The sequence below is a fragment of the Streptomyces sp. NPDC006140 genome, from assembly GCF_040628815.1.
In the GTDB taxonomy this organism is placed as follows: domain Bacteria; phylum Actinomycetota; class Actinomycetes; order Streptomycetales; family Streptomycetaceae; genus Streptomyces.
The window spans coordinates 413726-439770 of the sequence record NZ_JBEXTS010000003.1; the positions used below are offsets into that span (position 1 = coordinate 413726).

Below are 26045 nucleotides of genomic sequence, written 5' to 3' on the forward strand. Positions count from 1 at the left end.
CGCTCGGCACGACGCGGCAGGCGGCCCCCGCACCCCCGGTACCGCGACAAGAGGAGAGACTGTGCCCACTGTTCCCCCGGCCTCGAAGACTGCCGAGGCGGTGGACGTGACCGCGCTGCTGGAGCGCGGCCGGACCCTGGCCACACCGGTACTGCGGGCGGCCATCGACCGCCTGGCACCTCCCATGGACACTGTTGCCGCCTACCACTTCGGCTGGATCGACGCCCAGGGCAGGCCCGCCGAGGGCGACGGCGGAAAGGCCGTGCGCCCCGCCCTCGCGGTGCTGTCCGCCGAGGTCATGTCAGCCGCTCCCGAGACCGGCATCCCCGGCGCCGTCGCCGTGGAGCTCGTCCACAACTTCTCCCTCCTCCACGACGACCTCATGGACGGCGACGAGCAGCGCCGCCACCGCGACACGGTCTGGAAGGTGCACGGCCCCGCCCAGGCCATCCTGGTCGGCGACGCCCTGTTCGCCCTCGCCAACGAGGTGCTCCTCGAACTCGGCACCGTCGAGGCCGGCCGCGCCACCCGCCGCCTGACCACCGCGACCCGCGCCCTGATCGACGGACAGGCGCAGGACATCTCCTACGAGCACCGCGACCGCGTCAGCGTCGAGGAGTGCCTGGAGATGGAGGGCAACAAGACCGGCGCCCTGCTCGCCTGCGCCAGCTCCATCGGCGCGGTGCTCGGCGGCGCCGACGACCGCACCGCCGACACGCTGGAGAAGTACGGCTACCACCTGGGCCTCGCCTTCCAGGCCGTCGACGACCTCCTCGGCATCTGGGGCGACCCGGTCTCCACCGGCAAGCAGACCTGGAGCGACCTGCGCCAGCGCAAGAAGTCCCTGCCGGTCGTCGCCGCGCTCGCGGCCGGCGGCCCCGCCTCCGAGCGGCTCGGCGACATGCTCGCCGCCGACGCCAAGGCCAGCGACTTCGAGAACTTCTCCGAGGAGGAGTTCGCGGCCCGCGCCGCCCTCATCGAGGAGGCGGGCGGCCGCGAATGGACCGCCGAAGAGGCTCGCCGTCAGCACACCATCGCCATCGAGGCCCTCGACGCCGTCGACATGCCCGACCGGGTGCGGGCACAGTTCACGGCACTCGCGGACTTCGTCGTCGTACGGAAGAGATGATCACTATCGGCCGAATAACCCTCGCGTAGTCGCCGGCCGGTGCCGCGAGTCTCCTCGTGACACCGGCCGACGGCGGACCCACAGCAGATGCACACCTTGCAGGACTGCACGAAGGGGAAGCCATGACAGCGACGACCGACGGAAGCACCGGGGCCCTGCCACCCCGGGCCGCCGCGGCCAGCGACACCGACACCGACATGCCCGCGGCGGCCGGAGTACCGGAAGCCGCCGCCCGCGCCGCACAGCGCGCCACCGACTACCTGCTCTCCCGCCAGGACGCCCAGGGCTGGTGGAAGGGCGACCTCGAGACCAACGTCACGATGGACGCCGAAGACCTGCTGCTCCGTCAGTTCCTGGGCATCCGCGACGAGAAGACCACGCAGGCCGCCGCGCTCTTCATCCGCGGCGAGCAGCGCGAGGACGGCACCTGGGGCACCTTCTACGGCGGCCCCGGCGAACTCTCCGCCACCGTCGAGGCCTACGTCGCCCTCCGCCTGGCCGGTGACGCGCCCGACGCCCCGCACATGGCGAAGGCCTCCGCCTGGATCCGCGCGCAGGGCGGCATCGCCGCCGCCCGGGTCTTCACCCGCATCTGGCTGGCCCTGTTCGGCTGGTGGAAGTGGGAGGACCTGCCCGAACTCCCGCCGGAGCTCATCTTCTTCCCCAAGTGGCTGCCGCTCAACATCTACGACTTCGGCTGCTGGGCCCGGCAGACGATAGTCCCGTTGACGATCGTCTCCGCCAAGCGGCCGGTCCGCCCCGCGCCCTTCCCGCTCGACGAGCTGCACACCGACCCGGCCCACCCGAACCCGCCCAAGGCCCTCGCCCCGCCGCTCAGTTGGGACGGGGCCTTCCAGCGGATGGACAAGGCTCTGCACACCCTGCGGAAGGTCGCCCCGCGCAGACTCCGCAGGGCCGCCATGAACAGCGCAGCCCGCTGGATCATCGAGCGGCAGGAGAACGACGGCTGCTGGGGCGGCATCCAGCCCCCGGCCGTGTACTCGATCATCGCGCTGCACCTGCTCGGCTACGACCTCCAGCACCCGGTGATGCGGGAGGGGCTGGCGTCCCTGGACCGGTTCGCCGTGTGGCGCGAGGACGGGGCCCGGATGATCGAGGCCTGCCAGTCGCCGGTCTGGGACACCTGCCTGGCCGCGATCGCGCTGGTCGACGCCGGACTGCCCCCCGACCACCCGCAGTTGGTCAAGGCGGCGGACTGGATGCTGGGCGAGGAGATCGTCCGGCCCGGTGACTGGGCCGTACGGCGGCCGGAACTGCCGCCCGGGGGCTGGGCGTTCGAGTTCCACAACGACAACTACCCCGACATCGACGACACCGCCGAGGTCGTCCTCGCGCTGCGCCGGATCATCCACCACGACCCGGAGCGGGTCGACAAGGCCATCGGGCGCGCCCTGCGCTGGACCCTCGGCATGCAGTCGAAGAACGGCGCCTGGGCCGCCTTCGACGTCGACAACACCAGCCCCTTCCCGAACCGGCTGCCGTTCTGCGACTTCGGCGAGGTCATCGACCCGCCCTCCGCGGACGTCACCGCGCACGTCGTCGAGATGCTCGCGGTGGAGGGCCTCGCGCACGACCCGCGCACCCGGCGCGGCATCGAGTGGCTGCTCGCCGAGCAGGAACCGGACGGCTCGTGGTTCGGGCGCTGGGGCGTCAACTACGTCTACGGCACCGGGTCCGTCGTCCCCGCCCTGGTCGCCGCGGGCATCCCCGCCGCGCACCCGGCGATCCGGCGGGCGGTGGCCTGGCTGGAGTCGGTGCAGAACGACGACGGCGGCTGGGGCGAGGACCTGCGCTCCTACAAGGACGCCGGGGAATGGAGCGGCAAGGGCGCCTCCACCGCCTCGCAGACGGCGTGGGCGCTGATGGCGCTGCTCGCGGCGGGGGAGCGGGACTCCAAGGCCGTCGAGCGGGGCGTCGAGTGGCTCGCCGCCACCCAGCGGGAGGACGGCTCCTGGGATGAGCCCTACTTCACGGGGACCGGTTTCCCGTGGGACTTCTCGATCAACTACCACCTCTACCGGCAGGTGTTCCCGCTCACCGCGCTCGGCCGGTACCTGCGGGGAGAGCCCTTCGCCGCGAAGCTGCGGGGGAGCGGAGAGACCGGGACGCCGCTCGCCGAGGCCAAGGGAGCTGAATGAGCACTCAGCCCGCTCCGGCCCCGCTGCTGATCGCCTGTGCGCTCGGCATCGAGCAGTTCGCCCTGCGCGCGGGCGGCCGGGGCGGCGCCGGCGGGCCGGTCACCGTGCTGCGCACGGGCATGGGGCCCGCGGCGGCCGAGCGGTCCGTCACGCGCGTGCTCGCCGACCCGGCCCTGCGCGACGCCGCCGTGCTGGCCACCGGCTTCTGCGCGGGGCTCGCGCCGGGCATGCACCCCGGCGATCTGGTCGTCGCCGAGGAGACCCGCGACCCGCGCTCCACGACCCCCTGCGTCGGGACGGAGCTGCTGGTCAAGGAGCTGGGCCGGGCGGTGCCCGGGCGGACCGTGCACACCGGGCCGCTCACCGGCTCCGACCACGTCGTGCGCGGTCATGAACGGTCCGAACTGCTCGCGACCGGCGCGATCGCGGTCGACATGGAGTCGGCGGCCACGCTCCTGAGCGCCGTGCGGGCGGGCGAGCGCCCCGTTGCGGCCGTCCGGGTGGTCGTGGACGCTCCTGAACATGAACTCGTCCGGATCGGCACGGTGCGCGGTGGAATATCAGCTTTCCGTGTCCTTCGCTCCGTCCTTCCCGCTTTCTTCGAATGGCACCGTTCCTTGCTGCTCCCCAGGAGGTGAGCCAGATGGCCATGCCGCTCCGACAGTCCATCAAGGTCGCTACATACTTGGCTGAACAGAAGCTCCGCCGGCGGGACAAGTTCCCCCTGATCGTCGAGCTGGAGCCGTTGTTCGCCTGCAACCTCAAGTGCGAGGGCTGCGGCAAGATCCAGCATCCGGCCGGGGTGCTCAAGCAGCGGATGCCGGTCGCCCAGGCCGTGGGGGCGGTCATGGAGTCCGGTGCCCCCATGGTGTCCATCGCCGGCGGCGAGCCGCTGATGCACCCGCAGATCGACGAGATCGTGCGTCAGCTGGTGGCCAAGCGGAAGTACGTCTTCCTGTGCACCAACGCGATGCTGCTGCGCAAGAAGATGGACCAGTTCACGCCCTCTCCCTACTTCGCCTTCGCGGTGCACATCGACGGGCTGCGCGAGCGGCACGACGAGTCGGTCGCCAAGGAGGGCGTCTTCGACGAGGCCGTGGAGGCCATCAAGGAGGCCAAGCGGCGCGGCTTCCGGGTCACCACCAACTCGACCTTCTTCAACACCGACACCCCGCAGACCATCATCGAGGTGCTGAACTTCCTCAACGACGACCTCCAGGTCGACGAGATGATGATCTCGCCCGCCTACGCCTACGAAAAGGCCCCCGACCAGGAGCACTTCCTCGGTGTGGAGCAGACCCGCGAGCTGTTCAAGAAGGCCTTCGCGGGCGGCAACCGGCGGCGCTGGCGGCTCAACCACTCCCCGCTCTTCCTGGACTTCCTGGAGGGCAAGGTCGACTTCCCGTGCACCGCCTGGGCGATCCCGAACTACTCGCTCTTCGGCTGGCAGCGCCCCTGCTACCTGATGAGCGACGGGTACGTGCCGACGTACCGGGAGCTGGTCGAGGAGACCGACTGGGACAAGTACGGCCGCGGCAAGGACCCGCGCTGCGCCAACTGCATGGCGCACTGCGGCTACGAGCCCACCGCCGTCCTCGCCACCATGGGATCGCTGAAGGAGTCCCTGCGCGCCATGCGCGAGACGGTCTCCGGGAACCGGGAGTGATGCCATGACCGCCATCCCGCTGGGCGTCCCCGAGGTGCCGGTCCGGCCGGTCGCGGAGCGGCGCGCCTCGCGCCGGATCCAGGTCGGCCCGGTGCCGGTCGGGGGCGGGGCCCCGGTGTCGGTGCAGTCGATGACGACGACCCGCACCTCGGACGTCGGCGCCACGCTGCAGCAGATCGCCGAACTCACCGCGTCCGGCTGCCAGATCGTCCGGGTCGCCTGCCCCACGCAGGACGACGCGGACGCGCTGGCGACCATCGCCCGCAAGTCGCAGATCCCGGTGATCGCCGACATCCACTTCCAGCCCAAGTACGTGTTCGCGGCCATCGAGGCGGGCTGCGCCGCCGTCCGCGTCAACCCCGGCAACATCAAGCAGTTCGACGACCGGGTCAAGGAGATCGCCCGGGCCGCCAAGGACCACGGCACCCCGATCCGGATCGGCGTCAACGCCGGGTCGCTGGACCGGCGGCTGCTCCAGAAGTACGGCAAGGCCACCCCGGAGGCGCTCGTGGAGAGCGCGCTGTGGGAGGCGTCCCTGTTCGAGGAGCACGACTTCCGGGACATCAAGATCTCCGTCAAGCACAACGACCCGGTCGTGATGATCGAGGCGTACCGGCAGCTCGCCGAGAGTTGCGACTACCCGCTGCACCTGGGGGTCACGGAGGCCGGGCCGGCGTTCCAGGGCACGATCAAGTCGGCGGTGGCCTTCGGCGCGCTGCTCTCCCGGGGCATCGGCGACACGATCCGGGTGTCGCTGTCGGCGCCGCCGGCCGAGGAGGTCAAAGTCGGCATCCAGATCCTGGAGTCCCTGGGGCTGCGGCAGCGCCGGCTGGAGATCGTCTCCTGCCCCTCCTGCGGACGCGCCCAGGTCGACGTGTACAAGCTGGCCGACGAGGTCACGGCCGGTCTGGAGGGCATGGAGGTGCCGTTGCGCGTCGCCGTCATGGGATGTGTGGTCAACGGTCCCGGCGAGGCCCGGGAGGCCGATCTGGGTGTGGCCTCCGGCAACGGAAAGGGGCAGATCTTCGTCAAGGGCGAGGTCATCAGGACCGTCCCCGAGTCGAAGATCGTCGAGACGCTGATCGACGAGGCGATGAAACTCGCCGCGCAGATGGAGCAGGACGGCGTGGGGTCGGGGGAGCCGGCCGTCACCGTGAGCTGAGCAGCACGGAATGCGAAGGGGGCCCGAGCGTGACGATTCTGGAGAGCATCCGGGGACCACGTGACCTGAAGGCGCTGTCCGAGGCGGAACTCGGTGAACTGTCCGACGAGATCAGGGAGTTCCTGGTGCACGCGGTCGCCGCGACCGGCGGCCACCTGGGGCCCAACCTGGGGGTGGTGGAGCTGACCGTCGCCCTGCACCGGGTCTTCGAGTCACCGGTCGACCGCATCCTGTGGGACACCGGCCACCAGAGCTACGTCCACAAACTGCTGACCGGACGCCAGGACTTCTCCAAGCTGCGCGGCAAGGGCGGCCTGTCCGGCTACCCCTCGCGCGAGGAGTCCGAGCACGACGTCATCGAGAACAGCCACGCCTCCACGGCGCTCGGCTGGGCCGACGGGCTCGCCAAGGCCCGCCAGGTGCAGGGGGAGAAGGGCCACGTCGTCGCGGTCATCGGCGACGGGGCACTCACCGGCGGCATGGCCTGGGAGGCGCTCAACAACATCGCGGCCGCCAAGAACCGCCCGCTGATCATCGTCGTCAACGACAACGAACGCTCCTACGCCCCGACCATCGGCGGCCTCGCCAACCACCTCGCCACCCTGCGCACCACCGACGGCTACGAGCGGGTCCTGGCCTGGGGCAAGGACGTGCTGCAGGCCACGCCCCTGGTCGGCCACACCCTCTACGAGGCCCTGCACGGCGCGAAGAAGGGCTTCAAGGACGCGTTCGCCCCGCAGGGACTGTTCGAGGACCTGGGCCTGAAGTACGTGGGCCCGATCGACGGGCACGACATCGGGGCCGTGGAGTCCGCCCTGCGGCGCGCGAAACGCTTCCACGGCCCGGTGCTCGTGCACTGCCTCACGGAGAAGGGCCGCGGCTACGAACCCGCCCTCGCCCACGAGGAGGACCACTTCCACACCGTCGGCGTGATGGACCCGCTGACCTGCGAGCCGCTGTCGCCGGCCGGTGGCCCCTCCTGGACCTCCGTGTTCGGCGACGAGATCGTGCGGATCGGGGAGGAGCGGGAGGACGTGGTGGCGATAACCGCCGCCATGCTGCATCCGGTCGGCCTGGGCGCCTTCGCCGAGCGGTTCCCGGACCGGGTGTGGGACGTCGGCATCGCCGAGCAGCACGCGGCCGTGTCCGCGGCGGGCCTGGCGACCGGCGGACTGCACCCGGTCGTCGCCGTCTACGCCACCTTCCTCAACCGCGCCTTCGACCAGCTCCTCATGGACGTCGCCCTGCACCGCTGCGGGGTGACCTTCGTCCTGGACCGGGCCGGCGTCACCGGAGTCGACGGGGCCTCCCACAACGGCATGTGGGACATGTCCGTCCTCCAGGTCGTGCCCGGTCTCAGGATCGCCGCGCCGCGCGACGCCGACCAGCTGCGGGCGCAGCTGCGCGAGGCGGTCGCCGTCGACGACGCGCCGACCCTGGTGCGCTTCCCGAAGGAGTCCGTCGGCCCGTCGATACCGGCGGTCGACCGAGTGGGCGGACTGGACGTGCTGCACCGCGCCGACCGAGCGGAGGTGCTTCTGGTCGCCGTCGGGGTCATGGCGCCGGTGTGCCTCCAGGCCGCCGAGCTGCTCGAAGCCCGCGGCATCGGCTGCACGGTCGTCGACCCGCGCTGGGTCAAGCCCGTCGACCCGGCGCTCCCCGCACTCGCCGCCGAACACCGCCTGGTCGCCGTCGTCGAGGACAACAGCCGGGCGGCCGGGGTCGGCTCGGCCGTGGCGCTGGCCCTCGGGGACGCCGAAGTCGACGTGCCCGTACGGCGGTTCGGCATCCCGGAGCAGTTCCTCGCGCACGCCAAGCGCGGCGAGGTGCTCGCCGACATCGGCCTGACACCCGTCGAGATCGCCGGACGGATCAGCGCGAGCCTGACCGTCAAGGAAGAGCTGTCCAAGGAGCCACAGGAATGACAACCGCCGAGTCCGCGTCGGAGTCGTCGCAGGCCGGGGAATTCGACCTCGGCGCGCTGCTGGCCGAGCGCGGAGCCGAGCGCTACGAGCTGCACACCCGGTACCTCAACCACCAGCTCCCGCGCATGCTGCACACCATCGGCTTCGACAAGGTCTACGAGCGCGCCGAAGGCGCCTACTTCTACGACGCGGACGGCGACGACTACCTGGACATGCTCGCCGGGTTCGGGGTGATGGGGCTCGGCCGCCACCACCCCGTCGTGCGCAAGGCGCTGCACGACGTCCTGGACGCCGGCCTCGCCGACCTCACCCGCTTCGACTGCCAGCCGCTGCCGGGCCTGCTGGCCGAGAAGCTGCTCGCACACAGCCCGCACCTGGACCGGGTGTTCTTCGGCAACAGCGGCACCGAGGCCGTCGAGGGCGCCCTGAAGTTCGCCCGGTTCGTCACCGGCCGCCCCAGGGTCCTGTACTGCGCCCACGCCTTCCACGGCCTGACCACCGGCTCCCTCTCCGTCAACGGCGAGGCCGGCTTCCGCGACGGCTTCGCCCCGCTGCTGCCCGACACGGCCGTGCCGCTCGGCGACCTCGACGCGCTGGAACGGGAGCTGCGGAAGGGTGACGTCGCCGCCCTGATCGTCGAACCCATCCAGGGCAAGGGCGTGCTGGAGTCCCCGCCCGGCTACCTCCTCGCCGCCCAGGAGCTGCTGCACCGGCACAAGGCGCTGCTCATCGCCGACGAGGTGCAGACGGGCCTCGGCCGGACCGGCGACTTCTACGGCTACCAGCACGAGGACGGGGTGGAACCCGACCTGGTGTGCGTGGCCAAGGCGCTCTCCGGCGGCTACGTGCCGGTCGGCGCCACACTCGGCAAGGACTGGATCTTCAAGAAGGTCTACTCCTCCATGGACCGGGTGCTGGTCCACTCGGCGAGCTTCGGCTCGAACGCCCAGGCCATGGCGGCGGGCCTGGCCGTGCTGTCGGTGATGGAGAACGAGCAGATCGTCGCGAACGTCCGGGCCACCGGCGAACGGCTCCGGTCCCGGCTCGCGGCGCTGACGGACAAGTACGAGATGCTCGCCGAGGTCCGCGGCCGGGGCCTGATGATCGGCATCGAGTTCGGCCGGCCCAGGTCGCTGAAACTGCGCGGCCGCTGGACCATGCTCCAGGCCGCGCGCAAGGGACTGTTCGCGCAGATGGTCGTCGTACCGCTGCTGCAGAAGCACCGCATCCTCACCCAGGTCTCCGGCGACCACATGGAGGTGATCAAGCTGATCCCGCCGCTGATCATCGGTGAGCGGGAGGTGGACCGGTTCGTCGACGCCTTCACGGCCGTGATGGACGACGCGCACGACGGCGGTCTGGTGTGGGACTTCGGGAAGACACTGGTCAAGCAGGCCGTCGCCAACCGCTGACTTTTTGCCTGTGAGGCAAGAAATTTGCCGCTGAGGCAAGGCTCCGGCTGAATGGAGGCATGAGCTCCTCCGACACCGAGCGGCCCTCCGGGGCCGACTCGCCGGCCGACCAGCCTGCCGGTGCGCTGCCCGCCGTGGTCGCGCCCCAGCTGCGGGCGCTGCGGCGCCAGGCCTCCCTGACGCTGGAGGCCGCGGCCCGCGCCGCCGGGCTGTCGCCCGCCCACCTCTCCCGTCTGGAGACCGGGCAGCGCCAGCCCTCGCTGCCGATGCTGCTCGCGCTCGCCCGCGTCTACGGTACGACCGTCTCCGAGCTGCTCGGTGAGACGGTCGCCGGCCGGGACGCCGTCGTCCGCGCCGCCGACATGGAACCGAACGAGGCGGGCGGCTGGACCTACTGGCAGGCCGGCGCCTCCGGGCGCGGGATGCAGGCCCTGCGGGTCCGCGTCCCGTACGGCTCCCAGGGCGACATCGTGCGCGTCCACCCCGGCGAGGAGTGGCTCCATGTGCTGCGGGGCCGGCTGCGGCTGCGCCTCGGGGACACCGCGCACCGGCTGGCGCCCGGCGACAGCGCCCACTTCGACTCGCTCACCCCGCACCGGATCGCCGCCGAGGACCACGACGGCGTCGAGCTGCTCTTCGTCCACACCCTGCTGCAGAGCCCCACGGCCGCCCTGTGCCTGGGCCCCACCCCTGGAGAGACGCCATGAGGGACATGGAGGAGAAGTTCCCGCGCGCCCTGTGGGTGCGGCTGTTCATCTACCTCATCCTGGGGCATGTCTTCGCCGCGTTCATCTACCTGCTGTTCGAGGTGGGCGCCAAGTAGCCGCCGGGCGGCGCCTCAGTCGAGGAGCCGCTCGCGCAGCCGCTCCCGGGTCTCCGGGGCGAGCTTCAGCCCCTTCTCCAGGTAGGGGTCGACACCGCCCCAGGTCTCCTCGATGGTGTCGAAGGCCGCCGCCAGGTACTCGGCGCGCGCGTCGAACAGCGGGCTCAGCAGCTCCATGACCTCGGGGGAGTAGGCCGAGGCGTGGGAGCTGCTGCGGTGCACCTTGTAGCGGCGGTGCTTGGCGTTGGACTTCAGGTAGTCCTCGATGATCGCCTCGCGCTCGACGCCCAGGGCGAGCAGCGTCACCGCGATGGACAGGCCCGCGCGGTCCTTGCCCGCCGCGCAGTGCATCAGCGCGGGGACGCTGTCCTCGGCGAGCGCGTGCAGCACGCGGGAGTGCTCGGCCGTGCGGCTCCTGATGATCGTGCGGTACGAGGCGATCATCCGGTCCGCGCCCTTGCCGTCCGAGAGGATCGCGCGCAACTGGTCCAGGTCGCCGTCGCGGACCATCTTCCAGAACTCGGCGCCGTCGGCCGGGTCGCTCAGCGGCAGGTTCACATTGCGCACGCCCGGCAGCTCGATGTCCGGCCCTTCGAGCTTCTGGTCGGCGGCGTTGCGGAAGTCGAAGACCGTGTGCAGGCCCAGGCCGGACAGGAAGACGGCGTCCTCACCGGTCGCGTGGGCGAGGTGGCCGCTGCGGAACAGCACTCCCTGTCGCACCCGCCGTCCGTCCACGGTCGGCAACCCGCCCACATCGCGGAAGTTGCGGACTCCGGCCAGCTCGGGCTCCGTCGACGGGACCTGCTGCGTCACGAGGGCTCCTCCCCTTCGGCGCCGTCGGCGCGGCTCGTCGACGGGCACCACTCGACGATACGACATGCCCTGTCGGCGCCGATGAGTTGTCCACAGGCGTTGCCGGAAGCCCCCGCGGCCCTTGATGATGTTGCTGCCTGGTCGACCCTGGTCGGGCTTGTTCGAATCTGTGAGGGCTGGATGCTGGACATCTCCGAAGACGGACGTACGTGGGTGCTCTCCGGGCCGGCCAGCAGCTACGCCGTCCACGTCACGGACCGCGACGAGCTGCTGCACCTCCACTGGGGCGCGCGGATCGGCCTCGCCGACGCCGAGGCGCTCGCCGTCCGGCCGCTGCCGGAGTACTGGCCCTTCGAGTCCCCGCTCGACGGGCGCGAGGAGTACCCGGTCGAGGGCGGCCCCCGTTTCGCCCGGCCCGCCCTGTCCGTGCGCACCGCCGAGCGGCGCGGCACCGAGTGGGTCTACGAGGGCCATGACGCCGAGGACGGCGAGCTGCGGCTCCGCTTCCGTGACGGCGACCTGACCGTCACGCTGCACTACCGGATGCGCCCCTCGTCCGACGTCGTCGAACGCTGGGTGACCCTGGACAACCGGGGGCCCGCCGTCGAGGTGCTGCGCGCCGACTCCGCCACCTGGACCCTGCCCGACCGTGACACCTGGCGGCTGTCCCAGCTGCACGGCCGCTGGGGCGCCGAGTCCCGGCTGACGCGCTCCGCGCTCACCCACGGCGAGAAGGTGATCGGCAGCCGCCGCGGCCACACCTCCCACCAGCACCTGCCGTGGGTCGCGCTCGACACCGACGCGACCGAGGAGCGCGGCGAGGTCTACGGCTGCGCCCTGGGCTGGTCCGGCTCCTGGCGGATCTCCGTCGCCCAACTCCCGGACGCGCGCGTGCAGATCACCGGCGGCGCCGGCCACGACGACTCGGGCCTGCTGACGCTGGGCACGGGGGAGTCGTACACGACCCCCGTCTTCGCCGGGCTCTGGACCGACGGCGGCTTCGGCGGGGCGAGCCGGGCCTGGCACGCCTATCAGCGGGCCCATGTGATCCCGGACGCCGACCGGGACCGGCCGGTGCTGTTCAACTCCTGGGAGGCCACCGAGTTCGACATCTCCGAGGAGCAGCAGCGGGCGCTCGCCGAGCGGGCCGCCGCCATGGGTGTCGAGCTGTTCGTGGTCGACGACGGCTGGTTCGGGGCGCGCACCAGCGACCGGGCCGGGCTCGGCGACTGGACGCCCAACCCCGACCGCTTCCCCGGCGGGCTGAAGCCGCTCGCCGACCAGGTGCACGGGCTCGGCATGCAGTTCGGCATCTGGGTCGAGCCCGAGATGGTCAACCCGGACAGCGAGCTGTACCGGGCCCACCCCGACTGGGTGCAGTACCAACCGGGACGAAAGCGGACGGAGTTCCGCAATCAGCTCGTACTGAACCTGGCCCGGGAGGACGTCCAGCAGTACCTGTGGGAGCAGCTCGACGGGCTCCTCTCCAGCGCCCCGATCGACTACGTCAAGTGGGACTTCAACCGCTGCTTCACCGACGCCGGCTGGCCGGACGACCCCTACCCGCAGCGGCTCTGGGTCGACCACGTGCACGCCCTGTACGCCCTGCTGGACCGGCTGCGGGCCGCCCACCCGGGCGTCGCCTTCGAGTCCTGCTCGGGCGGCGGCGGCCGGATCGACCTCGGGGTGCTGAGTCGCACGGACCAGGTGTGGACCTCCGACAACACCGACCCGCTCGACCGGCTCGCCATCCAGCACGGCTTCAGCCAGCTCCACCCCGCGCGCGTGATGGCCGCCTGGGTCACCGACAGCCCGAACGCCATGCTCAACCACCGTGCCAGCTCCCTGCGGTTCCGGTTCGTCAGCGCCATGGCCGGGGTGCTCGGGGTCGGTGGGGACCTCACGAAGTGGACGCCGGAGGAGCTCGCCGAGGCGAGGGAATGGGTGGAGCTCTACAAGGAGATCCGGCCCGTGGTGCAACGCGGCGACCTCTACCGGCTGCGGCTCCCGGAGGGCGGCCTGAGCGCGGTGCAGTACGTCCTCGGCGACGAGACCGTGGTCCTGGCCTGGCTCCAGGCGCAGCGGTACGGCGAGCCCGTGCCGGCGCTGCGGCTGCGGGGCCTCGATCCGGCAGCGGTGTACGAATGCCTCGAAACGGGCGAAGTTCACCGTGGTGCCGTACTGCTGCACCACGGGCTGCGGGTCGCTCTGCGCGGGGACCTGGACGCCACTGTCGTCCGGCTTAAGTGCAAGTAGCCGTTCTTGTCCGAATAGGTCGGTTCGGTCGTTTGGATATAACGTGCCCCGATCGTAAAGGAGATGTGGTCGGGGTGCGTGACCATCGTCATATTCGTGACGATGTGTTGTCGCCATGTTCACGTAATTCCGGCGCTATTCAGGGCCATTGCGGAAAGCGGGAGATCGGTAATCCACGCTCGGTGACGGGAAATGTGGCGACGCGTCAAGAAAAACGCCGTCACAGGCAACCACAAGCTTGTCCCGTTGCGTCTTGGTCGCTTACGTTCCACACCAATCCGGACGGACGCCTAATCCTGCCGCCGCCCGGAGCCCGCACACACTGACCCGTGTACGGCAGGAGCGGGGGACCCACAGGTACGACGCCTGTTCCGGTTCCCGGAACGGCTTGGGGTTAAGCCGCGCCTCGGCGCGGCCGGGCATCTCCAGCCCGCACCCGACAGCTCACCTCGTAGGCGCCGGAGAGGAATTCGCCATGCCCGCGAAGGGTAAGCACCGCCGCCCGAAGACCCAGCGTTTCACCCGCTCCATCGCCGTCGCCGGAACCGGCGGGGCCGCTCTCGCCCTTCCGTTCATGGGGGCCGCCGGCGCCCACGCCGCCACCCCGCAGTCGGCCCCGGAAAAGGCCGTCCAGTCCGCTCCGGCCGCCGAGAAGAAGTCCCCCGAAAAGGCCACGGGCGCGCACACGTACACCGTGAAGGCCGGTGACTACCTCGCGAAGATCGCCGACGAGCAGCACGTCAGCGGCGGCTGGAAGAAGCTCTACGCGGACAACCGCGACGCCGTCGGCGACGACCCGTCGCTGATCCACCCCGGCCTGAAGCTCTCGATCGGCAAGAAGGCGGCGACGAGCGCGCCCAAGGCGTCCGCGCCGAAGGCCTCGGCCGGGAAGCCCGCGAAGAAGTCCTCCGCGCCCAAGCCGGCCGCGAAGGCGGAGACCGCCGCGAAGCCCGCCGCCGCCAAGCCGGCCGCCGAGAGCAACGCCAGTGGCTACACCGCCCCGGTGGACGGTGCCACCGTCGGCACCCCGTACCGCATGTCCGGCAGCATGTGGTCCAGCGGCTACCACACCGGTGTCGACTTCGTCGTCCCGACCGGCACCTCCCTCAAGGCCGTCGGCGCGGGCACGGTCGTCTCCGCCGGCTGGGGCGGCGCGTACGGCAACCAGGTCGTCATCAAGCTGAACGACGGCTACTACGCCCAGTACGCCCACCTGTCCCAGCTCTCCGTCTCGGCCGGCCAGACCGTGACCGCCGGGCAGCAGGTCGGCCTGTCCGGCGCCACCGGCAACGTCACCGGACCGCACCTGCACTTCGAGATCCGCACCACGCCGGACTACGGCTCGGACGTGGACCCGGTCGCCTTCCTGCGCTCCCACGGCGTCTCCGTCGGCTGACCGACGCACGACCACCTGCCTGACACGCCACCGAAGGCCGGACCTCGATCCCCGGGTCCGGCCTTCGGTGTGCGCGCGTTCCGTCGACCGGTTCAAGGGATCGACAGGAAACGGCAGTTGGGACACAGTGATCCCGTTGTGAGTGCAAGCGCTTTCTGAAGGAGCTGTGTCCCATGCCGACCACCCGCAGAGCGTTCGGAACCCTGGCCGCCGGAGCCGCCCTGGCGGTCCTCGCCCCGACGACGGCCGCACACGCCGTGCCCGGTCATCGTCGGCTCATCGCCCACGACGACTTCCGCCGCGGCCTCGGCCAGTGGGCGACCGAACTGCAGGGCGGCGGCAGCGTCACCGCCTCGCGCGGCGTCCTGGAGATCGACGTGCCGAGCGGGGCGACGGTCTGGTTCAGGCGGCGGCTCGAGGGCCCGTACGTCCTCGCCTACACCGCCACCCCCGTCTCCGCGGGCGGGGTCAACGACCGGGTCTCGGACCTCAACAACTTCTGGAACGCCACCGACGTCCGCTCCCCGGACGACCTCTTCGCGACGCCGCGCGGCGGGGCGCTGGAGGAGTACGACCACCTCACGACGTACTACGCCGGCTACGGCGCCAACTACAACACCACGACCCGGCTGCGCCGTTACGTCGGCGAGCCCGGCGTCCGCCCCCTGATCTACGACTACACCGAGCCGCTGCTGGTCCCGAATGAGCCGAACCGGGTCCGGATCGTCTCCGACGGCTCCACGGTCAGGTGGTGGAACAACGGGCGGCTCGTCTTCGACTACACCGACCCGCAGCCCTACACCGGCGGGCACTTCGCCTTCCGGACCGTGTGGAGCCACTTCCGGATCACTGACTTCCGGGTCTGGCGGCTTGCCCCGAAACATCCCTGACGGGCCGTGTATTCCAGAGTTGGCCAACACTTTGGGAGTGGCTTATCTCACCGCCCGTCAACCCTTTCCTACGGTCGCGTAGGTCACATTCGAGGGTGAATCATGAACGGCTGTGGCAGACGATTCGAAGAGTGACAGCAGATCAGTGATCGGGTCGTACGTGGCGGTGGGGGACAGCTTCACCGAGGGCGTCGGTGATCCCGGCCCCGACGGGGCGTTCGTCGGCTGGGCCGACCGGTTCGCCGTCCTGCTCGCCGACCTCCGGCCCGAGGGCGACTTCCAGTACACCAACCTCGCCGTACGCGGAAAGCTCCTCGACCAGATCGTGGCGGACCAGGTGCCGCGGGCCGTCGACATGGCCCCGGACCTCGTCTCGTTCTGCGCCGGGGGCAACGACATCCTCCGGCCCGGAACGGACCCGGACGAGGTGGCCGAGCGCTTCGAGCGGGCGGTCGCACAGCTCACCGCCGTGGCCGGCACGGTGATGGTGACGACCGGTTTCGACACGCGTGGCATGCCGGTGCTCAAGCACCTGCGCGGCAAGATCGCCACCTACAACGGGCATGTCCGGGCCATCGCCGACCGGTACGGCTGCCCGGTGCTCGACCTGTGGTCCCTGCGCAGTGTGCAGGACCGCAGGGCCTGGGACGCCGACCGGCTGCACCTGTCGCCCGAGGGGCACACGCGCGTGGCGCTCCGCGCGGGCCAGGTGCTCGGCCTCGACGTGCCGGCCGATCCCGAGCAGGAGTGGCCCCCGCTGCCGCCGCGCGGCACCCTCGACATCCGGCGGGACGACGTCCACTGGGCGCGGGAGTTCCTGGTGCCGTGGATCGGACGCCGGCTGCGCGGGGAGTCGTCCGGCGACCATGTGACGGCCAAGGGGGCGCTGTCGCCGGACGACATCCGGATGCGGATCGCCTCGGTGGCGTGAGATGGGTGGCGTGACCTCGGTGGTGTGAGAAGGGCCTCCGCGGTCGCCCCTGCTGCATCGAGGGCGTCGGCGGTTGGCTCTACTGCCCCGAGGGCGTGGGTGGTTGCCCGGCCAAGCCCAGTTCGCGCGCCAGTGCCTCGTCCGTCCACTGCTGGGCCCGCGCCCGCGACACCGCGCCGGCGTAGGACGTCAGCTGGACGGCGAGGCCGTCGAGGAGGGCGGTGAGGCGCAGGGCCGTGCCCGCCGGGTCGGGGCAGCGGAACTCGCCCGCCGCCACGCCCTCCGCGATGACCTCGATGATGGCCGCCTTCCACTGCCGGTCCAGGTCCTGGGCGACCTCCCGCAGCGCGGGCTCGCGCAGCGCCGCCGCCCAGCCCTCGATCCACAGCCGCCAGCCCTTCGCCTGGCCCGTGGGGGCGTACCACCGCACGGCCGACCGCAGCCGGCGCAGCGCCGACGTACGGCGGCCGAGCAGCTTGCGCAACTGCGCGAGGTCGGCCTCGGCCGCGTGCCGGAACGCGGCGGCGACGAGCCGCTCCTTCGTGGAGAAGTGGTAGAGCACCAACGCGTTGCTCACCCCGAGCGCCGAGGCCACGTCGGCGATCCTGACCGCCGCCACGCCGCGGGCCTCGATCTGCTCGATGGCGGCCCGCAGCAGCTCACCGCGCCGTTCCGCCACGCTCAACCGGACTCTCGTCACGCCGTCACCCTACCCACGCCCGCACGGCCCCCGGCGTGCGGATCCGGCCGGTCCGGCGCAGCCTCCGCGACCGCCCCGGGAGGGGCCCCTGCGCACCGGTGTTGTCGGAGGGGCCGACCATAATGGAAAGCCTGACCGACTCCACCTGGAGGTACCGTGGCCGGTTCCCGTTCCCTGAGCTCCGGGCTCCGCGCGCTGCAGCCCGAGGCGTTCGGCGCGGACCCCCGCGGCGAGCGCATGGCGCGCATCCGTAGATCGCCCCACTTCAAGGACGGGGTCTTCCAGAACCCCGGCGGCCCCGCGCGGACCCGGCCCTCGGGCTCGACCCTGGACTTCGCGAAGGTCTTCTTCGACAAGGACACCCGGCCCCGCCGCGCCCCGAAGGGCACGGTGCCGGTGCACGCCACCACCCTCGCCGACATCTCCCGGCCGCCGGCCACGGGGCTGCGCCTGACCTGGATGGGGCACTCCAGCGTGCTCGCGGAGATCGACGGCCGACGGGTGCTCTTCGACCCGGTGTGGGGCGAGCGCTGCTCTCCGTTCCCCTTCGCCGGCCCCAAGCGGCTGCACCCCGTGCCCCTGCCACTGGCCGCGCTCGGCCCGGTCGACGTGGTGGTCATCTCGCACGACCACTACGACCACCTGGACATGCCCACCATCAAGGCCCTGGCCGGCACGGACACGCTGTTCGCCGTCCCGCTCGGCGTCGGCGCCCACCTGGAGCACTGGGGCGTGTCCGCCGGCCGGCTGCGCGAGCTGGACTGGCACGAGTCGACGAAGATCGACGGCCTCACCCTGACCGCCACCCCGGCCCGGCACTTCTGCGGCCGGGGTCTGCGCAACACCCAGCACACCCTGTGGGCCTCCTGGGTCGTCGCGGGTGACGAGCACCGGATCTACCACAGCGGCGACACCGGCTACTTCGACGGCTTCCAGGAGATCGGCGCCGCGCACGGGCCGTTCGACGCCACGATGATCCAGATCGGCGCGTACTCCGACTTCTGGCCCGACATCCACATGACCCCCGAGGAGGGGATGCGCGCCCACCTCGACCTCCAGGGCCGACCGGATCACGGCCTGATGCTGCCGATCCACTGGGCGACCTTCAACCTGGCCACGCACCCGTGGGCGGAACCGGGTGAGGGGACGCTGCGGTCCGCCCGCGCGGTGGGCTCCCGCATCGCCCTGCCCCGCCCGGGCGAGCCCTTCGAGCCGACGGCCGAGACCGTCCCGTCGGAGCCGTGGTGGCGCGGGGTGGCGCTCGGCCCGTCGGGCGGCCGTGCGGTCGGTGGTCCGGTCGGTGGCGATCCGGTAGGGGGTCCGGTGGGTGGTGGTCCCGTCGGGGGTCCCGTCGGTGGCGGTCCCGTCGGGGAGGTCCTTGCCGACGCCGCGATCAAGACCGTCTCGGACGCGGCAGCCGTGGCCCAGGCCGACACTGTGCGTGACGGTCGAGGCGGGGCGGCCAAGGGCACCGAAGACCCCGAGACGCTCCCGGCGGGCTGATCCGGGGCACGGCGCAGACTTACGGCGAGGGCCGGGGAGCGAGAGGCTCCCCGGCCCTCGCCGTCTCTGTGTGACCGCTTCTGACCAGGTCGGATCGAAACGTTGCCGTCCTTGGTCGGATGGCTGACGGAGTTATCGGTCTGTCGTACGAGACCTCATACCAGAGCGGGACGCTCACCGTATGAGTTTGTCAACTGCCCACCGCACATGATGCGCTGGCGACTACTGTCAGTGGCCGTCGGGAAACAGACGGATCAGGGAGCGGGGGCCGGCACGTGCAGGCGCAAGGCGGACGAGGGAGTCGACGCGAGGAGGATCCCCGCTGCCCGCGCACGACCGACGCAGGCACGGGCGCGGCCGTGGCCGCCGCGCCCGAGCGGCATCCGGACCCCGGCCAGGTCGGTGCCGGGCGGAAGCGGCGCGAGTCCGGGCGGACGGCCCGGGGCGCGCGGAAGCGGCCCCGCGAACCGGTCCGCACCTCCGCAAGCCCCTCTGGCAGCCAGGACCGACGGACCAGTACGAGGACACCGATGTCTCACCTCCGCGCCCCGGCCACACGCGCAGACCGCCGTGAGGGCGGGCGGCACGGGCGGCCGGCCGCCCGCACCGCCACCGCGCTGCCCGAGACCCACATACGGCCCCAACTGCTGCGTCTCGCGGTACTGCCGCCCGTCGCCGTCGCCCTGAGCGGCTGCGCCGCCGTCCTCTTCACCGTCCGGTCCACGGGGATCCGGCCGGGCCTCACGCTGTGGGCCGTACTCGCCGGCGCGGTCTTCGTGGCCCTCGTCGGCATCGTCGTCGCCGCGGTGGCGGCCAACCGGGCCGCCGGGTCCGTACACGACCGCATCGGCGTGCTGCGCCGCGCCACCGCACGGCGCGAGGCCGACCTGCGCGCTCTGGTCGAGACGCTGCGCCGCGGCGACGGACCGCCCCAGCACAGCCCGCAGAACCCGCGCGACGGCGCCCCCGAGGACGCCGACGACTTCGAACTCCTCTCCTGCGACCTGGCCCGGGCGCACGACGGCGCCGTCACCGCCGTCGTGCAGGCCTCGCAGCTCTCCAGCCAGGCGGGCAGCGAACAGAAGCTCGAGGTGTTCGTCAACCTGGCCCGGCGCCTGCAGTCACTGGTGCACCGCGAGATCTCCATCCTCGACGAGCTGGAGAACGAGATGGAGGACCCCGACCTGCTCAAGGGGCTCTTCCACGTCGACCACCTCGCCACCCGCATCCGCCGCCACGCCGAGAACCTCGCCGTGCTCGGCGGGGCCGTCTCCCGGCGCCAGTGGAGCAACCCGGTCTCCATGACCGAGGTGCTGCGCTCGGCCATCGCCGAGGTCGAGCAGTACTCCCGGGTCAAGCTCGTGCCGCCGGTCGACGGCACCTTGCGCGGGCACGCCGTCGCCGACGTCATTCACCTGCTGGCCGAACTCGTCGAGAACGCCACGGTGTTCTCCGCGCCGCACACCCAGGTGCTGCTGCGCGCCAACCTCGTGACCTCCGGGCTCGCCGTCGAGGTCGAGGACCGCGGGCTCGGCATGCCCCTGGAGGAGCAGACGCGCATGAACGCGCTGCTCGCCGACCCGGACCAGGTGAACGTCGCCCGGCTCCTCGCGGACGGCCGCATCGGACTGTTCGTCGTCTCGCAACTGGCCCGGCGGCACGGCATCACCGTCCGCCTGCAGACCAACATCTACGGCGGAGTGCAGGCGGTGCTCGTCGTGCCGCAGGCGCTGCTCGGGGCGGAGGCCGGGGCACCCGGCGGTGCGGGCCGGCCCCAGGCCGGCGGTACGGCGACCGGTGCGGAACGCCCGGCTGTGCCGATGCGGCAGACGGGGCGGCACGGACAGGCAGGGCAGCACGGGCAGGCGGCGCCGGGCGGGCACGCTGCGCAGGGCGGGCAGTCTTCAAGTGGCGTCGGCGCCGGAGCCGGCGGCCTGTCCGGGGGGCAGCCCTCTGCCGAGGGGGCTGTGTCCGGGTTCTCGTCCGTACCGGTTCCCGCGTCCGAGGCGCGGTCGTCCGGTCCGGCCGCGACATCCGCCGTCCCGTCCGTGTCCGGCCTCGCGCCCGAAGGACCCCGGCAGACAGCCGAACCGGCGCCGGGCGGAAGCCCGAAGAACGGCCGGCCCGCGCCGCTGCCCGTGCGCGGGGCCCGCCGGGAACGGCCCACCCCGGCCGAGGCACGGCCCGGCATCAGTCCCGACGACCGGCGCATCCTCGCCGAGAACGTGACCACACCGCCCACCCCGCGCAACGGCGCGGTGCGCGGCACCATGGGCAAGCCCCAACTGCCCCGTCGCCGCGCCCAGGAGCACATCGCGCCCCAGCTGCGCGACGGCCCGGCGCCCCGCCAGGACTCCGAGTACCTCGTCGGCCACGACCCCGGTCTGATGGCGGCCTTCCAGCGCGGCATCAGCCTCGCCGAGGCCCAGCAGAACATGGAGGCCGGGAACATGGAGTGGGGCGACACCACGTCCTCCCACAGGGACCCCACCCACAGGGATCCGATTCCCCGGCAGCCGGCACACCTGGAGCCGCTCTCCACCGAGCTGTCCTCCTCGACCACCCCGGCCTCCGTGGACGCACACCGCACCACCGAGGCACGCGGCGTACGGGACGGTACGGGCCCGTCCCGCCCCGACCACACCACCACCCGGCACGACGGGAGCGCACCCGCCGGATGACCACCCCCGTTTCCATCCCCACCCCCAGCGCTCCCGCAGACCTTCGTACCCCAAGGAGTCGATCCACCATGGCGAGCGATGCGCCGACCGCCCATGTATCCGATCTCGACTGGCTGATGAGCGGCCTCGTGCAGCGCGTACCGCACACATCCGCCGCGGTGCTGCTGTCCTGCGACGGACTCGTGAAGTCCGTGCACGGCCTCGACCCGGACAGCGCCGACCACATGGCCGCGCTGGCCTCGGGCCTGTACTCCCTGGGCCGCAGCGCCGGCGTCCGCTTCGGCGACGGCGGCGACGTACGGCAGGTCGTGGTCGAACTCGACTCGACCCTGCTGTTCGTCACCACCGCCGGCTCCGGCACCTGCCTGGCCGTGCTCGCCGGCCGCGAGGCCGACGCGGCCGTGCTCGGCTACGAGATGGCGATGCTGGTCAAGAGCGTCCGCCCCTACCTGGTGACCGCTCCCCGGCAGTCCGTCGAATCCCCGGCGATGAGGCCTTGAGCGTGACGGCGGCCGGTGACGGGCCCTGGCTCGACGACGCGGCCGGGCGGCTGGTGCGCCCGTTCACGGTCAGCAACGGCCGTACCCGTCCCACCGTCGCGCTCGACCTCGTGTCGCAGGTGATGGCCACCGGGGCGACCCCCCTCGGCTATCTCGGCCCCGAACACGCGGAGGCGCTCGAGCGGTGCCGTGTGCCCGTCGCGGTCGCCGAGGTGGCCGCGCATCTGAAACTGCCGGTGGCCGTCACCAAGGTGCTGCTGGCGGACCTCGTCGACTGCGGGGCGCTGACCACCAAGCCCCCCGCGTTCCACCACAACCCGACGGACCGGGCTCTTCTGGAGGCAGTGCTCGATGGACTACGACGACAGCTCTGACTACGCCGACGGACCCGGCCGCGGCGCCGACCCGTTTCCCACCGCGCTGAAGATCCTCGTGGCGGGCGGGTTCGGCGTGGGCAAGACGACCTTCGTCGGCGCGGTCAGCGAGATCGCACCGCTCAGCACGGAGGAGCTGCTCACCACCGTCAGCGCCGCGACCGACAACCTCGACGGCATCGAGAACAAGGTCGAGACGACCGTGGCCATGGACTTCGGCCGCATCACGCTCGACCAGGAGCACGTGCTCTACCTCTTCGGCACGCCCGGCCAGGAGCGGTTCTGGTTCATGTGGGACGAGCTGTGCGAGGGAGCGCTCGGGGCGGTCATCCTCGCCGACACCCGCCGCCTCCAGGAGTGCTTCGCGGCCGTCGACTTCTTCGAGCAGCGCGGCCTCGGATTCATCATCGCCGTCAACGAGTTCGACGGTGCCCACCGCTACGACCCCGAGGAGGTGCGCGCGGCACTCGACCTGCCCGAGGAGGTCCCCGTCGTGTGCTGCGACGCGCGGATCTCCAGCTCCGGGGTCCAGACCCTGCTGACCCTGGTGCGCCACCTCATCGCCCACGCGCCCGCCCCCGCGACGGGGTATGGCGCCCACATGTGATCTCCAACCACCGCCAGGAGACCGTATATGACGCATGCCCACACCCCGGGAGCACGCCCATGAGCTACGACCCGCCGCGCCCGGCCGGTCGTCTGCTTCTCACACCCGAGGACAAGGAGGCCCCGGCCCGCGCCCGCCGACTGCGCGGGCTGGGCCTGGGGGAGCGCCCCGAACCCGCCCTCGACACCTTCGCGCACCGCCTCGCCGAACTGACCCGGGCGCCCTACGCCATGGTCAACTTCCCTGACGAGCAAGGGCAGTTCTACGCGGGCCTGTACGTCCCGGCCGTCGCGCCGGTCGTGCGGAGCGACGGCACCAGCCCGCAGCTCGGCCGCACGCTGCCCCGCGACCATGGCTTCTGCCCTCATGTGGTGGCGCGACGCAAAGCGCTGGTCCTGGAGGACGTCCACGACTATCCGCGGTTCGCCGGCAACCCCGTGGTCGACGAGTTCGGCATCCGCTCCTACCTGGGAGCACCGCTCATCGACGGCACGGGGCTCGTGCTGGGCACCGTCAGTGTCGCCGACGTCGAGCCGCGGCCGTGGGGCAAACCGGGCCTGACCGCCATCAAGGAGCACGCCGCGCAGCTCGTCATGGAGCTGGAGGGCCGGGACGGCCTGCTGCCCTACTGAACGCCCGGGCGCCCGCGCCGGGCCCCGCGGAGGGCGTGAAGGAAAGCTGCGGCGGCGCTTAAGAAATCCTCGATGGACCGGTGCGGCCGCCGTACGGCAGATTGCTGTGCGATCCCACTCCTCTCCCGGTCCAGGGGCTCCTTCGGCATGCCCGGAGCCGGGACTCACCCCCAGGAGCCGCACGGTGAAGGCGCTGGTCAAACAGAAGGCGGAGCCCGGTCTCTGGCTCGCGGACGTCCCGGAACCAGCCGTCGGGCCCGGGGACGTACTGATCAAGGTGCTGCGCACCGGCATCTGCGGCACCGACCTGCACATCCGTGCCTGGGACGGCTGGGCCCGGCAGGCGATCGACACCCCGCTCGTGGTCGGGCACGAGTTCGTCGGCGAGGTCGTCGAGACCGGGCGGGACGTCACCGACATCGGCGTCGGCGACCGGGTCAGCGGCGAGGGGCACCTGGTGTGCGGCAAGTGCCGCAACTGCCTGGCGGGCCGCCGCCACCTGTGCCGGGCCACCATAGGGCTGGGCGTGGGCCGGGACGGGGCGTTCGCCGAGTACGTGACCCTGCCCGCCGCCAACGTCTGGGTGCACCGGGTGCCCGTCGACCTCGACGTGGCCGCGATCTTCGACCCGTTCGGCAACGCCGTGCACACCGCGCTGTCCTTCCCGCTCGTCGGCGAGGACGTCCTCATCACCGGCGCGGGACCCATCGGCCTGATGGCCGCCGCCGTGGCCCAGCACGCCGGCGCCCGCCACGTCATGATCACCGACGTCAGCGAGGAGCGGCTGGAGCTCGCGCGCAAGATCGGCGTCAGCCTCGCGCTCGACGTCTCCGGCGCCACCATCGCCGACGGGCAGCGCACGCTCGGACTGCGTGAGGGCTTCGACATCGGCCTGGAGATGTCCGGCCGCCCCGAGGCGCTGCGCGACATGATCGCCAACATGACGCACGGCGGCCGCATCGCGATGCTCGGCCTGCCCGCCCAGGAGTTCCCCGTCGACTGGGCCCGCATCGTCACCTCGATGATCACCCTCAAGGGCATCTACGGCCGCGAGATGTTCGAGACCTGGTACGCGATGTCGGTCCTGCTGGAGGGCGGGCTCGACCTGGCCCCCGTCATCACCGGCCGGTACGGCTTCCGCAACTTCGAGGCGGCGTTCGCCGACGCGGCGAGCGGCCGCGGCGGCAAGGTCATCCTCGACTGGACGGCGTAACTCCCGCCCCCGCAAGACTCCCTCCCTCCGCAAGCACCTTAGGAGCTTCCTGATGTTCGACTCCGTGCGCGACGACCTGCGCGCCACCCTCGACGAGATCCGCGCCGCCGGCCTCCACAAGCCCGAGCGCGTGATCGGCACCGCGCAGTCCGCCACCGTGAACGTCACCGCGGGCGGCCGCCCCGGCGAGGTCCTCAACTTCTGCGCCAACAACTACCTCGGCCTCGCCGACCACCCCGAGGTGGTCGCAGCCGCCCACCAGGCCCTGGACCGCTGGGGCTACGGCATGGCCTCCGTGCGCTTCATCTGCGGCACCCAGGAGGTGCACAAGGAACTGGAGGCCCGGCTGTCGGCGTTCCTCGGCCAGGAGGACACGATCCTCTACTCCTCCTGCTTCGACGCCAACGGCGGCGTGTTCGAGACGCTGCTCGGCCCGGAGGATGCGGTCATCTCCGACGCGCTGAACCACGCCTCGATCATCGACGGCATCCGCCTGTCCAAGGCCCGCCGCCTGCGCTACGCCAACCGCGACCTCGCCGAGCTGGAGGCCCGGCTCAAGGAGGCCTCCGACGCGCGGCGCCGCCTGATCGTCACCGACGGCGTCTTCTCCATGGACGGCTATGTGGCCCCGCTGCGCGAGATCTGCGACCTCGCCGACCGCTACGACGCGATGGTCATGGTCGACGACTCCCACGCGGTCGGTTTCGTCGGCCCGGGCGGCCGGGGCACGCCCGAGCTGCACGGCGTCATGGACCGTGTCGACATCATCACCGGCACCCTCGGCAAGGCCCTCGGCGGCGCCTCCGGCGGCTACGTCGCCGCCCGCGCCGAGATCGTCGCCCTGCTGCGCCAGCGCTCCCGGCCGTACCTGTTCTCCAACACGCTGGCCCCGGTGATCGCGGCGGCCTCCCTGAAGGTGCTCGACCTGCTGGAGTCGGCGGACGACCTGCGCGTCCGGCTCGCCGAGAACACGGCGCTCTTCCGTGGCCGCATGACCGAGGCGGGCTTCGACGTCCTCCCCGGCGACCACGCCATCGCCCCGGTGATGATCGGCGACGCGGCGAAGGCCGGCCGCATGGCCGAACTCCTGCTGGAGCGCGGCGTGTACGTCATCGGCTTCTCGTACCCGGTCGTGCCGCAGGGGCAGGCCCGGATCCGCGTCCAGCTGTCGGCCGCCCATTCCACGGACGACGTGAACCGCGCGGTGGACGCGTTCGTCGCGGCACGGGCGGAGCTGGAGGGCTGAGAACCCTCACTGAGCTGAGAGAATCGA

The 26045-nt window shown here is 71.8% G+C and carries 23 protein-coding genes and 1 riboswitch; of the genes, 21 read left to right on the forward strand and 2 right to left on the reverse strand.

What is annotated here, in order from left to right; all coding sequences use genetic code 11:
- Positions 1 to 61: 61 nt before the first annotated feature.
- The 9 genes from ABZ386_RS11310 to ABZ386_RS11350 all read left to right on the forward strand — a co-directional run bounded on the left by ABZ386_RS11310 (position 62) and on the right by ABZ386_RS11350 (position 10276).
- On the forward strand, positions 62 to 1129 hold the full coding sequence (locus tag ABZ386_RS11310) for a polyprenyl synthetase family protein (RefSeq protein WP_351333766.1): 1068 nt from the start codon (positions 62 to 64) through the stop codon (positions 1127 to 1129).
- Between the two features lie 122 nt (positions 1130 to 1251).
- Positions 1252 to 3288, forward strand: a complete 2037-nt coding sequence (gene shc / locus ABZ386_RS11315; RefSeq protein WP_358964630.1) for a squalene--hopene cyclase — start codon at positions 1252 to 1254, stop codon at positions 3286 to 3288.
- The gene (locus ABZ386_RS11320) at positions 3285 to 3926 is read left to right on the forward strand and encodes a 1-hydroxy-2-methyl-2-butenyl 4-diphosphate reductase (RefSeq protein ID WP_114256568.1); all 642 of its coding nucleotides are present in this window, start codon (positions 3285 to 3287) and stop codon (positions 3924 to 3926) included. The genes shc and ABZ386_RS11320 overlap by 4 nt, the downstream gene beginning before the upstream one ends.
- Before the next feature lie 5 nt (positions 3927 to 3931).
- On the forward strand, positions 3932 to 4954 hold the full coding sequence (gene hpnH / locus ABZ386_RS11325; RefSeq protein ID WP_114256569.1) for an adenosyl-hopene transferase HpnH: 1023 nt from the start codon (positions 3932 to 3934) through the stop codon (positions 4952 to 4954).
- Between the two features lie 4 nt (positions 4955 to 4958).
- Complete coding sequence (gene ispG / locus ABZ386_RS11330; protein WP_355724251.1) at positions 4959 to 6116, forward strand: flavodoxin-dependent (E)-4-hydroxy-3-methylbut-2-enyl-diphosphate synthase; 1158 nt, start codon at positions 4959 to 4961, stop codon at positions 6114 to 6116.
- Positions 6117 to 6145: 29 nt separating this feature from the next.
- Positions 6146 to 8041 (forward strand): 1-deoxy-D-xylulose-5-phosphate synthase, encoded by a 1896-nt coding sequence (gene dxs, locus ABZ386_RS11335; protein WP_358964631.1) that lies wholly within the window; start codon positions 6146 to 6148, stop codon positions 8039 to 8041.
- Entirely contained in the window at positions 8038 to 9453 is a 1416-nt protein-coding gene (locus ABZ386_RS11340) for an aspartate aminotransferase family protein (protein WP_356501756.1), read from the forward strand. Before dxs ends, ABZ386_RS11340 begins: the two co-directional genes overlap by 4 nt.
- Positions 9454 to 9512: 59 nt before the next feature.
- Positions 9513 to 10160, forward strand: a complete 648-nt coding sequence (locus ABZ386_RS11345) for an XRE family transcriptional regulator (RefSeq protein ID WP_358964632.1) — start codon at positions 9513 to 9515, stop codon at positions 10158 to 10160.
- Entirely contained in the window at positions 10157 to 10276 is a 120-nt protein-coding gene (locus ABZ386_RS11350) for a DUF6126 family protein (protein WP_037865280.1), read from the forward strand. The genes ABZ386_RS11345 and ABZ386_RS11350 overlap by 4 nt, the downstream gene beginning before the upstream one ends.
- A gap of 15 nt (positions 10277 to 10291) precedes the next feature.
- Here the strand turns inward: ABZ386_RS11350 and ABZ386_RS11355 are convergent, their stop codons facing one another.
- The gene (locus tag ABZ386_RS11355) at positions 10292 to 11089 is read right to left on the reverse strand and encodes a tyrosine-protein phosphatase (RefSeq protein WP_351333748.1); all 798 of its coding nucleotides are present in this window, start codon (positions 11087 to 11089) and stop codon (positions 10292 to 10294) included.
- Between the two features lie 180 nt (positions 11090 to 11269).
- Here ABZ386_RS11355 and ABZ386_RS11360 point away from each other — a divergent pair, with 180 nt between their 5' ends.
- The 4 genes from ABZ386_RS11360 to ABZ386_RS11375 all read left to right on the forward strand — a co-directional run bounded on the left by ABZ386_RS11360 (position 11270) and on the right by ABZ386_RS11375 (position 16562).
- Positions 11270 to 13345 carry an alpha-galactosidase gene (locus ABZ386_RS11360; RefSeq protein ID WP_358964633.1) on the forward strand — a complete coding sequence of 692 codons (2076 nt, stop codon included), beginning with the start codon at positions 11270 to 11272 and terminating at the stop codon, positions 13343 to 13345.
- A gap of 310 nt (positions 13346 to 13655) precedes the next feature.
- Positions 13656 to 13816, forward strand: a riboswitch (cyclic di-AMP (ydaO/yuaA leader).
- Between the two features lie 4 nt (positions 13817 to 13820).
- Positions 13821 to 14741: a peptidoglycan DD-metalloendopeptidase family protein gene (locus ABZ386_RS11365; protein WP_358964634.1), complete on the forward strand. Its 921-nt coding sequence runs from the start codon at positions 13821 to 13823 to the stop codon at positions 14739 to 14741.
- A 173-nt stretch (positions 14742 to 14914) separates the two neighbouring features.
- Positions 14915 to 15631 (forward strand): DUF6250 domain-containing protein, encoded by a 717-nt coding sequence (locus tag ABZ386_RS11370; RefSeq protein WP_351333740.1) that lies wholly within the window; start codon positions 14915 to 14917, stop codon positions 15629 to 15631.
- 145 nt (positions 15632 to 15776) lie between these two features.
- Positions 15777 to 16562 carry an SGNH/GDSL hydrolase family protein gene (locus ABZ386_RS11375; protein WP_031112756.1) on the forward strand — a complete coding sequence of 262 codons (786 nt, stop codon included), beginning with the start codon at positions 15777 to 15779 and terminating at the stop codon, positions 16560 to 16562.
- Positions 16563 to 16641: 79 nt separating this feature from the next.
- On the opposite strand, the gene ABZ386_RS11380 is transcribed toward ABZ386_RS11375, so the two are convergent.
- Complete coding sequence (locus ABZ386_RS11380; RefSeq protein WP_356501762.1) at positions 16642 to 17262, reverse strand: TetR/AcrR family transcriptional regulator; 621 nt, start codon at positions 17260 to 17262, stop codon at positions 16642 to 16644.
- Between the two features lie 156 nt (positions 17263 to 17418).
- Between ABZ386_RS11380 and ABZ386_RS11385 the strand changes: the two genes are divergently transcribed.
- The 8 genes from ABZ386_RS11385 to ABZ386_RS11420 all read left to right on the forward strand — a co-directional run bounded on the left by ABZ386_RS11385 (position 17419) and on the right by ABZ386_RS11420 (position 26018).
- A complete protein-coding gene (locus ABZ386_RS11385) occupies positions 17419 to 18765 on the forward strand; it encodes an MBL fold metallo-hydrolase (RefSeq protein WP_356501764.1) in 1347 nt (448 codons plus the stop codon).
- A 530-nt stretch (positions 18766 to 19295) separates the two neighbouring features.
- Positions 19296 to 21446 (forward strand): ATP-binding protein, encoded by a 2151-nt coding sequence (locus ABZ386_RS11390; protein ID WP_358964635.1) that lies wholly within the window; start codon positions 19296 to 19298, stop codon positions 21444 to 21446.
- A gap of 68 nt (positions 21447 to 21514) precedes the next feature.
- Positions 21515 to 21946 (forward strand): roadblock/LC7 domain-containing protein, encoded by a 432-nt coding sequence (locus ABZ386_RS11395; protein WP_114256582.1) that lies wholly within the window; start codon positions 21515 to 21517, stop codon positions 21944 to 21946.
- 2 nt (positions 21947 to 21948) lie between these two features.
- The gene (locus ABZ386_RS11400) at positions 21949 to 22320 is read left to right on the forward strand and encodes a DUF742 domain-containing protein (protein ID WP_114256583.1); all 372 of its coding nucleotides are present in this window, start codon (positions 21949 to 21951) and stop codon (positions 22318 to 22320) included.
- On the forward strand, positions 22298 to 22927 hold the full coding sequence (locus ABZ386_RS11405; RefSeq protein WP_114256584.1) for an ATP/GTP-binding protein: 630 nt from the start codon (positions 22298 to 22300) through the stop codon (positions 22925 to 22927). Before ABZ386_RS11400 ends, ABZ386_RS11405 begins: the two co-directional genes overlap by 23 nt.
- Positions 22928 to 22986: 59 nt before the next feature.
- On the forward strand, positions 22987 to 23559 hold the full coding sequence (locus ABZ386_RS11410) for a GAF domain-containing protein (protein ID WP_351333725.1): 573 nt from the start codon (positions 22987 to 22989) through the stop codon (positions 23557 to 23559).
- A 184-nt stretch (positions 23560 to 23743) separates the two neighbouring features.
- A complete protein-coding gene (gene tdh / locus ABZ386_RS11415; RefSeq protein ID WP_358964636.1) occupies positions 23744 to 24772 on the forward strand; it encodes an L-threonine 3-dehydrogenase in 1029 nt (342 codons plus the stop codon).
- A 52-nt stretch (positions 24773 to 24824) separates the two neighbouring features.
- Positions 24825 to 26018 carry a glycine C-acetyltransferase gene (locus ABZ386_RS11420; RefSeq protein ID WP_356501770.1) on the forward strand — a complete coding sequence of 398 codons (1194 nt, stop codon included), beginning with the start codon at positions 24825 to 24827 and terminating at the stop codon, positions 26016 to 26018.
- Positions 26019 to 26045 lie beyond the last annotated feature (27 nt).

What these genes read in the sequence shown, in the direction of transcription:
- ABZ386_RS11405 (WP_114256584.1), top strand. Translation starts at nt 22,298, where the DNA reads ATGGACTACGACGACAGCTCTGACTACGCCGACGGACCCGGCCGCGGC.
- ABZ386_RS11395 (WP_114256582.1), top strand. Translation starts at nt 21,515, where the DNA reads ATGGCGAGCGATGCGCCGACCGCCCATGTATCCGATCTCGACTGGCTG.
- ABZ386_RS11320 (WP_114256568.1), top strand. Translation starts at nt 3,285, where the DNA reads ATGAGCACTCAGCCCGCTCCGGCCCCGCTGCTGATCGCCTGTGCGCTC.
- ABZ386_RS11360 (WP_358964633.1), top strand. Translation starts at nt 11,270, where the DNA reads ATGCTGGACATCTCCGAAGACGGACGTACGTGGGTGCTCTCCGGGCCG.
- ABZ386_RS11370 (WP_351333740.1), top strand. Translation starts at nt 14,915, where the DNA reads ATGCCGACCACCCGCAGAGCGTTCGGAACCCTGGCCGCCGGAGCCGCC.
- shc (WP_358964630.1), top strand. Translation starts at nt 1,252, where the DNA reads ATGACAGCGACGACCGACGGAAGCACCGGGGCCCTGCCACCCCGGGCC.
- ispG (WP_355724251.1), top strand. Translation starts at nt 4,959, where the DNA reads ATGACCGCCATCCCGCTGGGCGTCCCCGAGGTGCCGGTCCGGCCGGTC.
- ABZ386_RS11420 (WP_356501770.1), top strand. Translation starts at nt 24,825, where the DNA reads ATGTTCGACTCCGTGCGCGACGACCTGCGCGCCACCCTCGACGAGATC.
- ABZ386_RS11350 (WP_037865280.1), top strand. Translation starts at nt 10,157, where the DNA reads ATGAGGGACATGGAGGAGAAGTTCCCGCGCGCCCTGTGGGTGCGGCTG.
- ABZ386_RS11390 (WP_358964635.1), top strand. Translation starts at nt 19,296, where the DNA reads ATGTCTCACCTCCGCGCCCCGGCCACACGCGCAGACCGCCGTGAGGGC.
- ABZ386_RS11340 (WP_356501756.1), top strand. Translation starts at nt 8,038, where the DNA reads ATGACAACCGCCGAGTCCGCGTCGGAGTCGTCGCAGGCCGGGGAATTC.
- ABZ386_RS11410 (WP_351333725.1), top strand. Translation starts at nt 22,987, where the DNA reads ATGAGCTACGACCCGCCGCGCCCGGCCGGTCGTCTGCTTCTCACACCC.
- ABZ386_RS11345 (WP_358964632.1), top strand. Translation starts at nt 9,513, where the DNA reads ATGAGCTCCTCCGACACCGAGCGGCCCTCCGGGGCCGACTCGCCGGCC.
- ABZ386_RS11365 (WP_358964634.1), top strand. Translation starts at nt 13,821, where the DNA reads ATGCCCGCGAAGGGTAAGCACCGCCGCCCGAAGACCCAGCGTTTCACC.
- hpnH (WP_114256569.1), top strand. Translation starts at nt 3,932, where the DNA reads ATGGCCATGCCGCTCCGACAGTCCATCAAGGTCGCTACATACTTGGCT.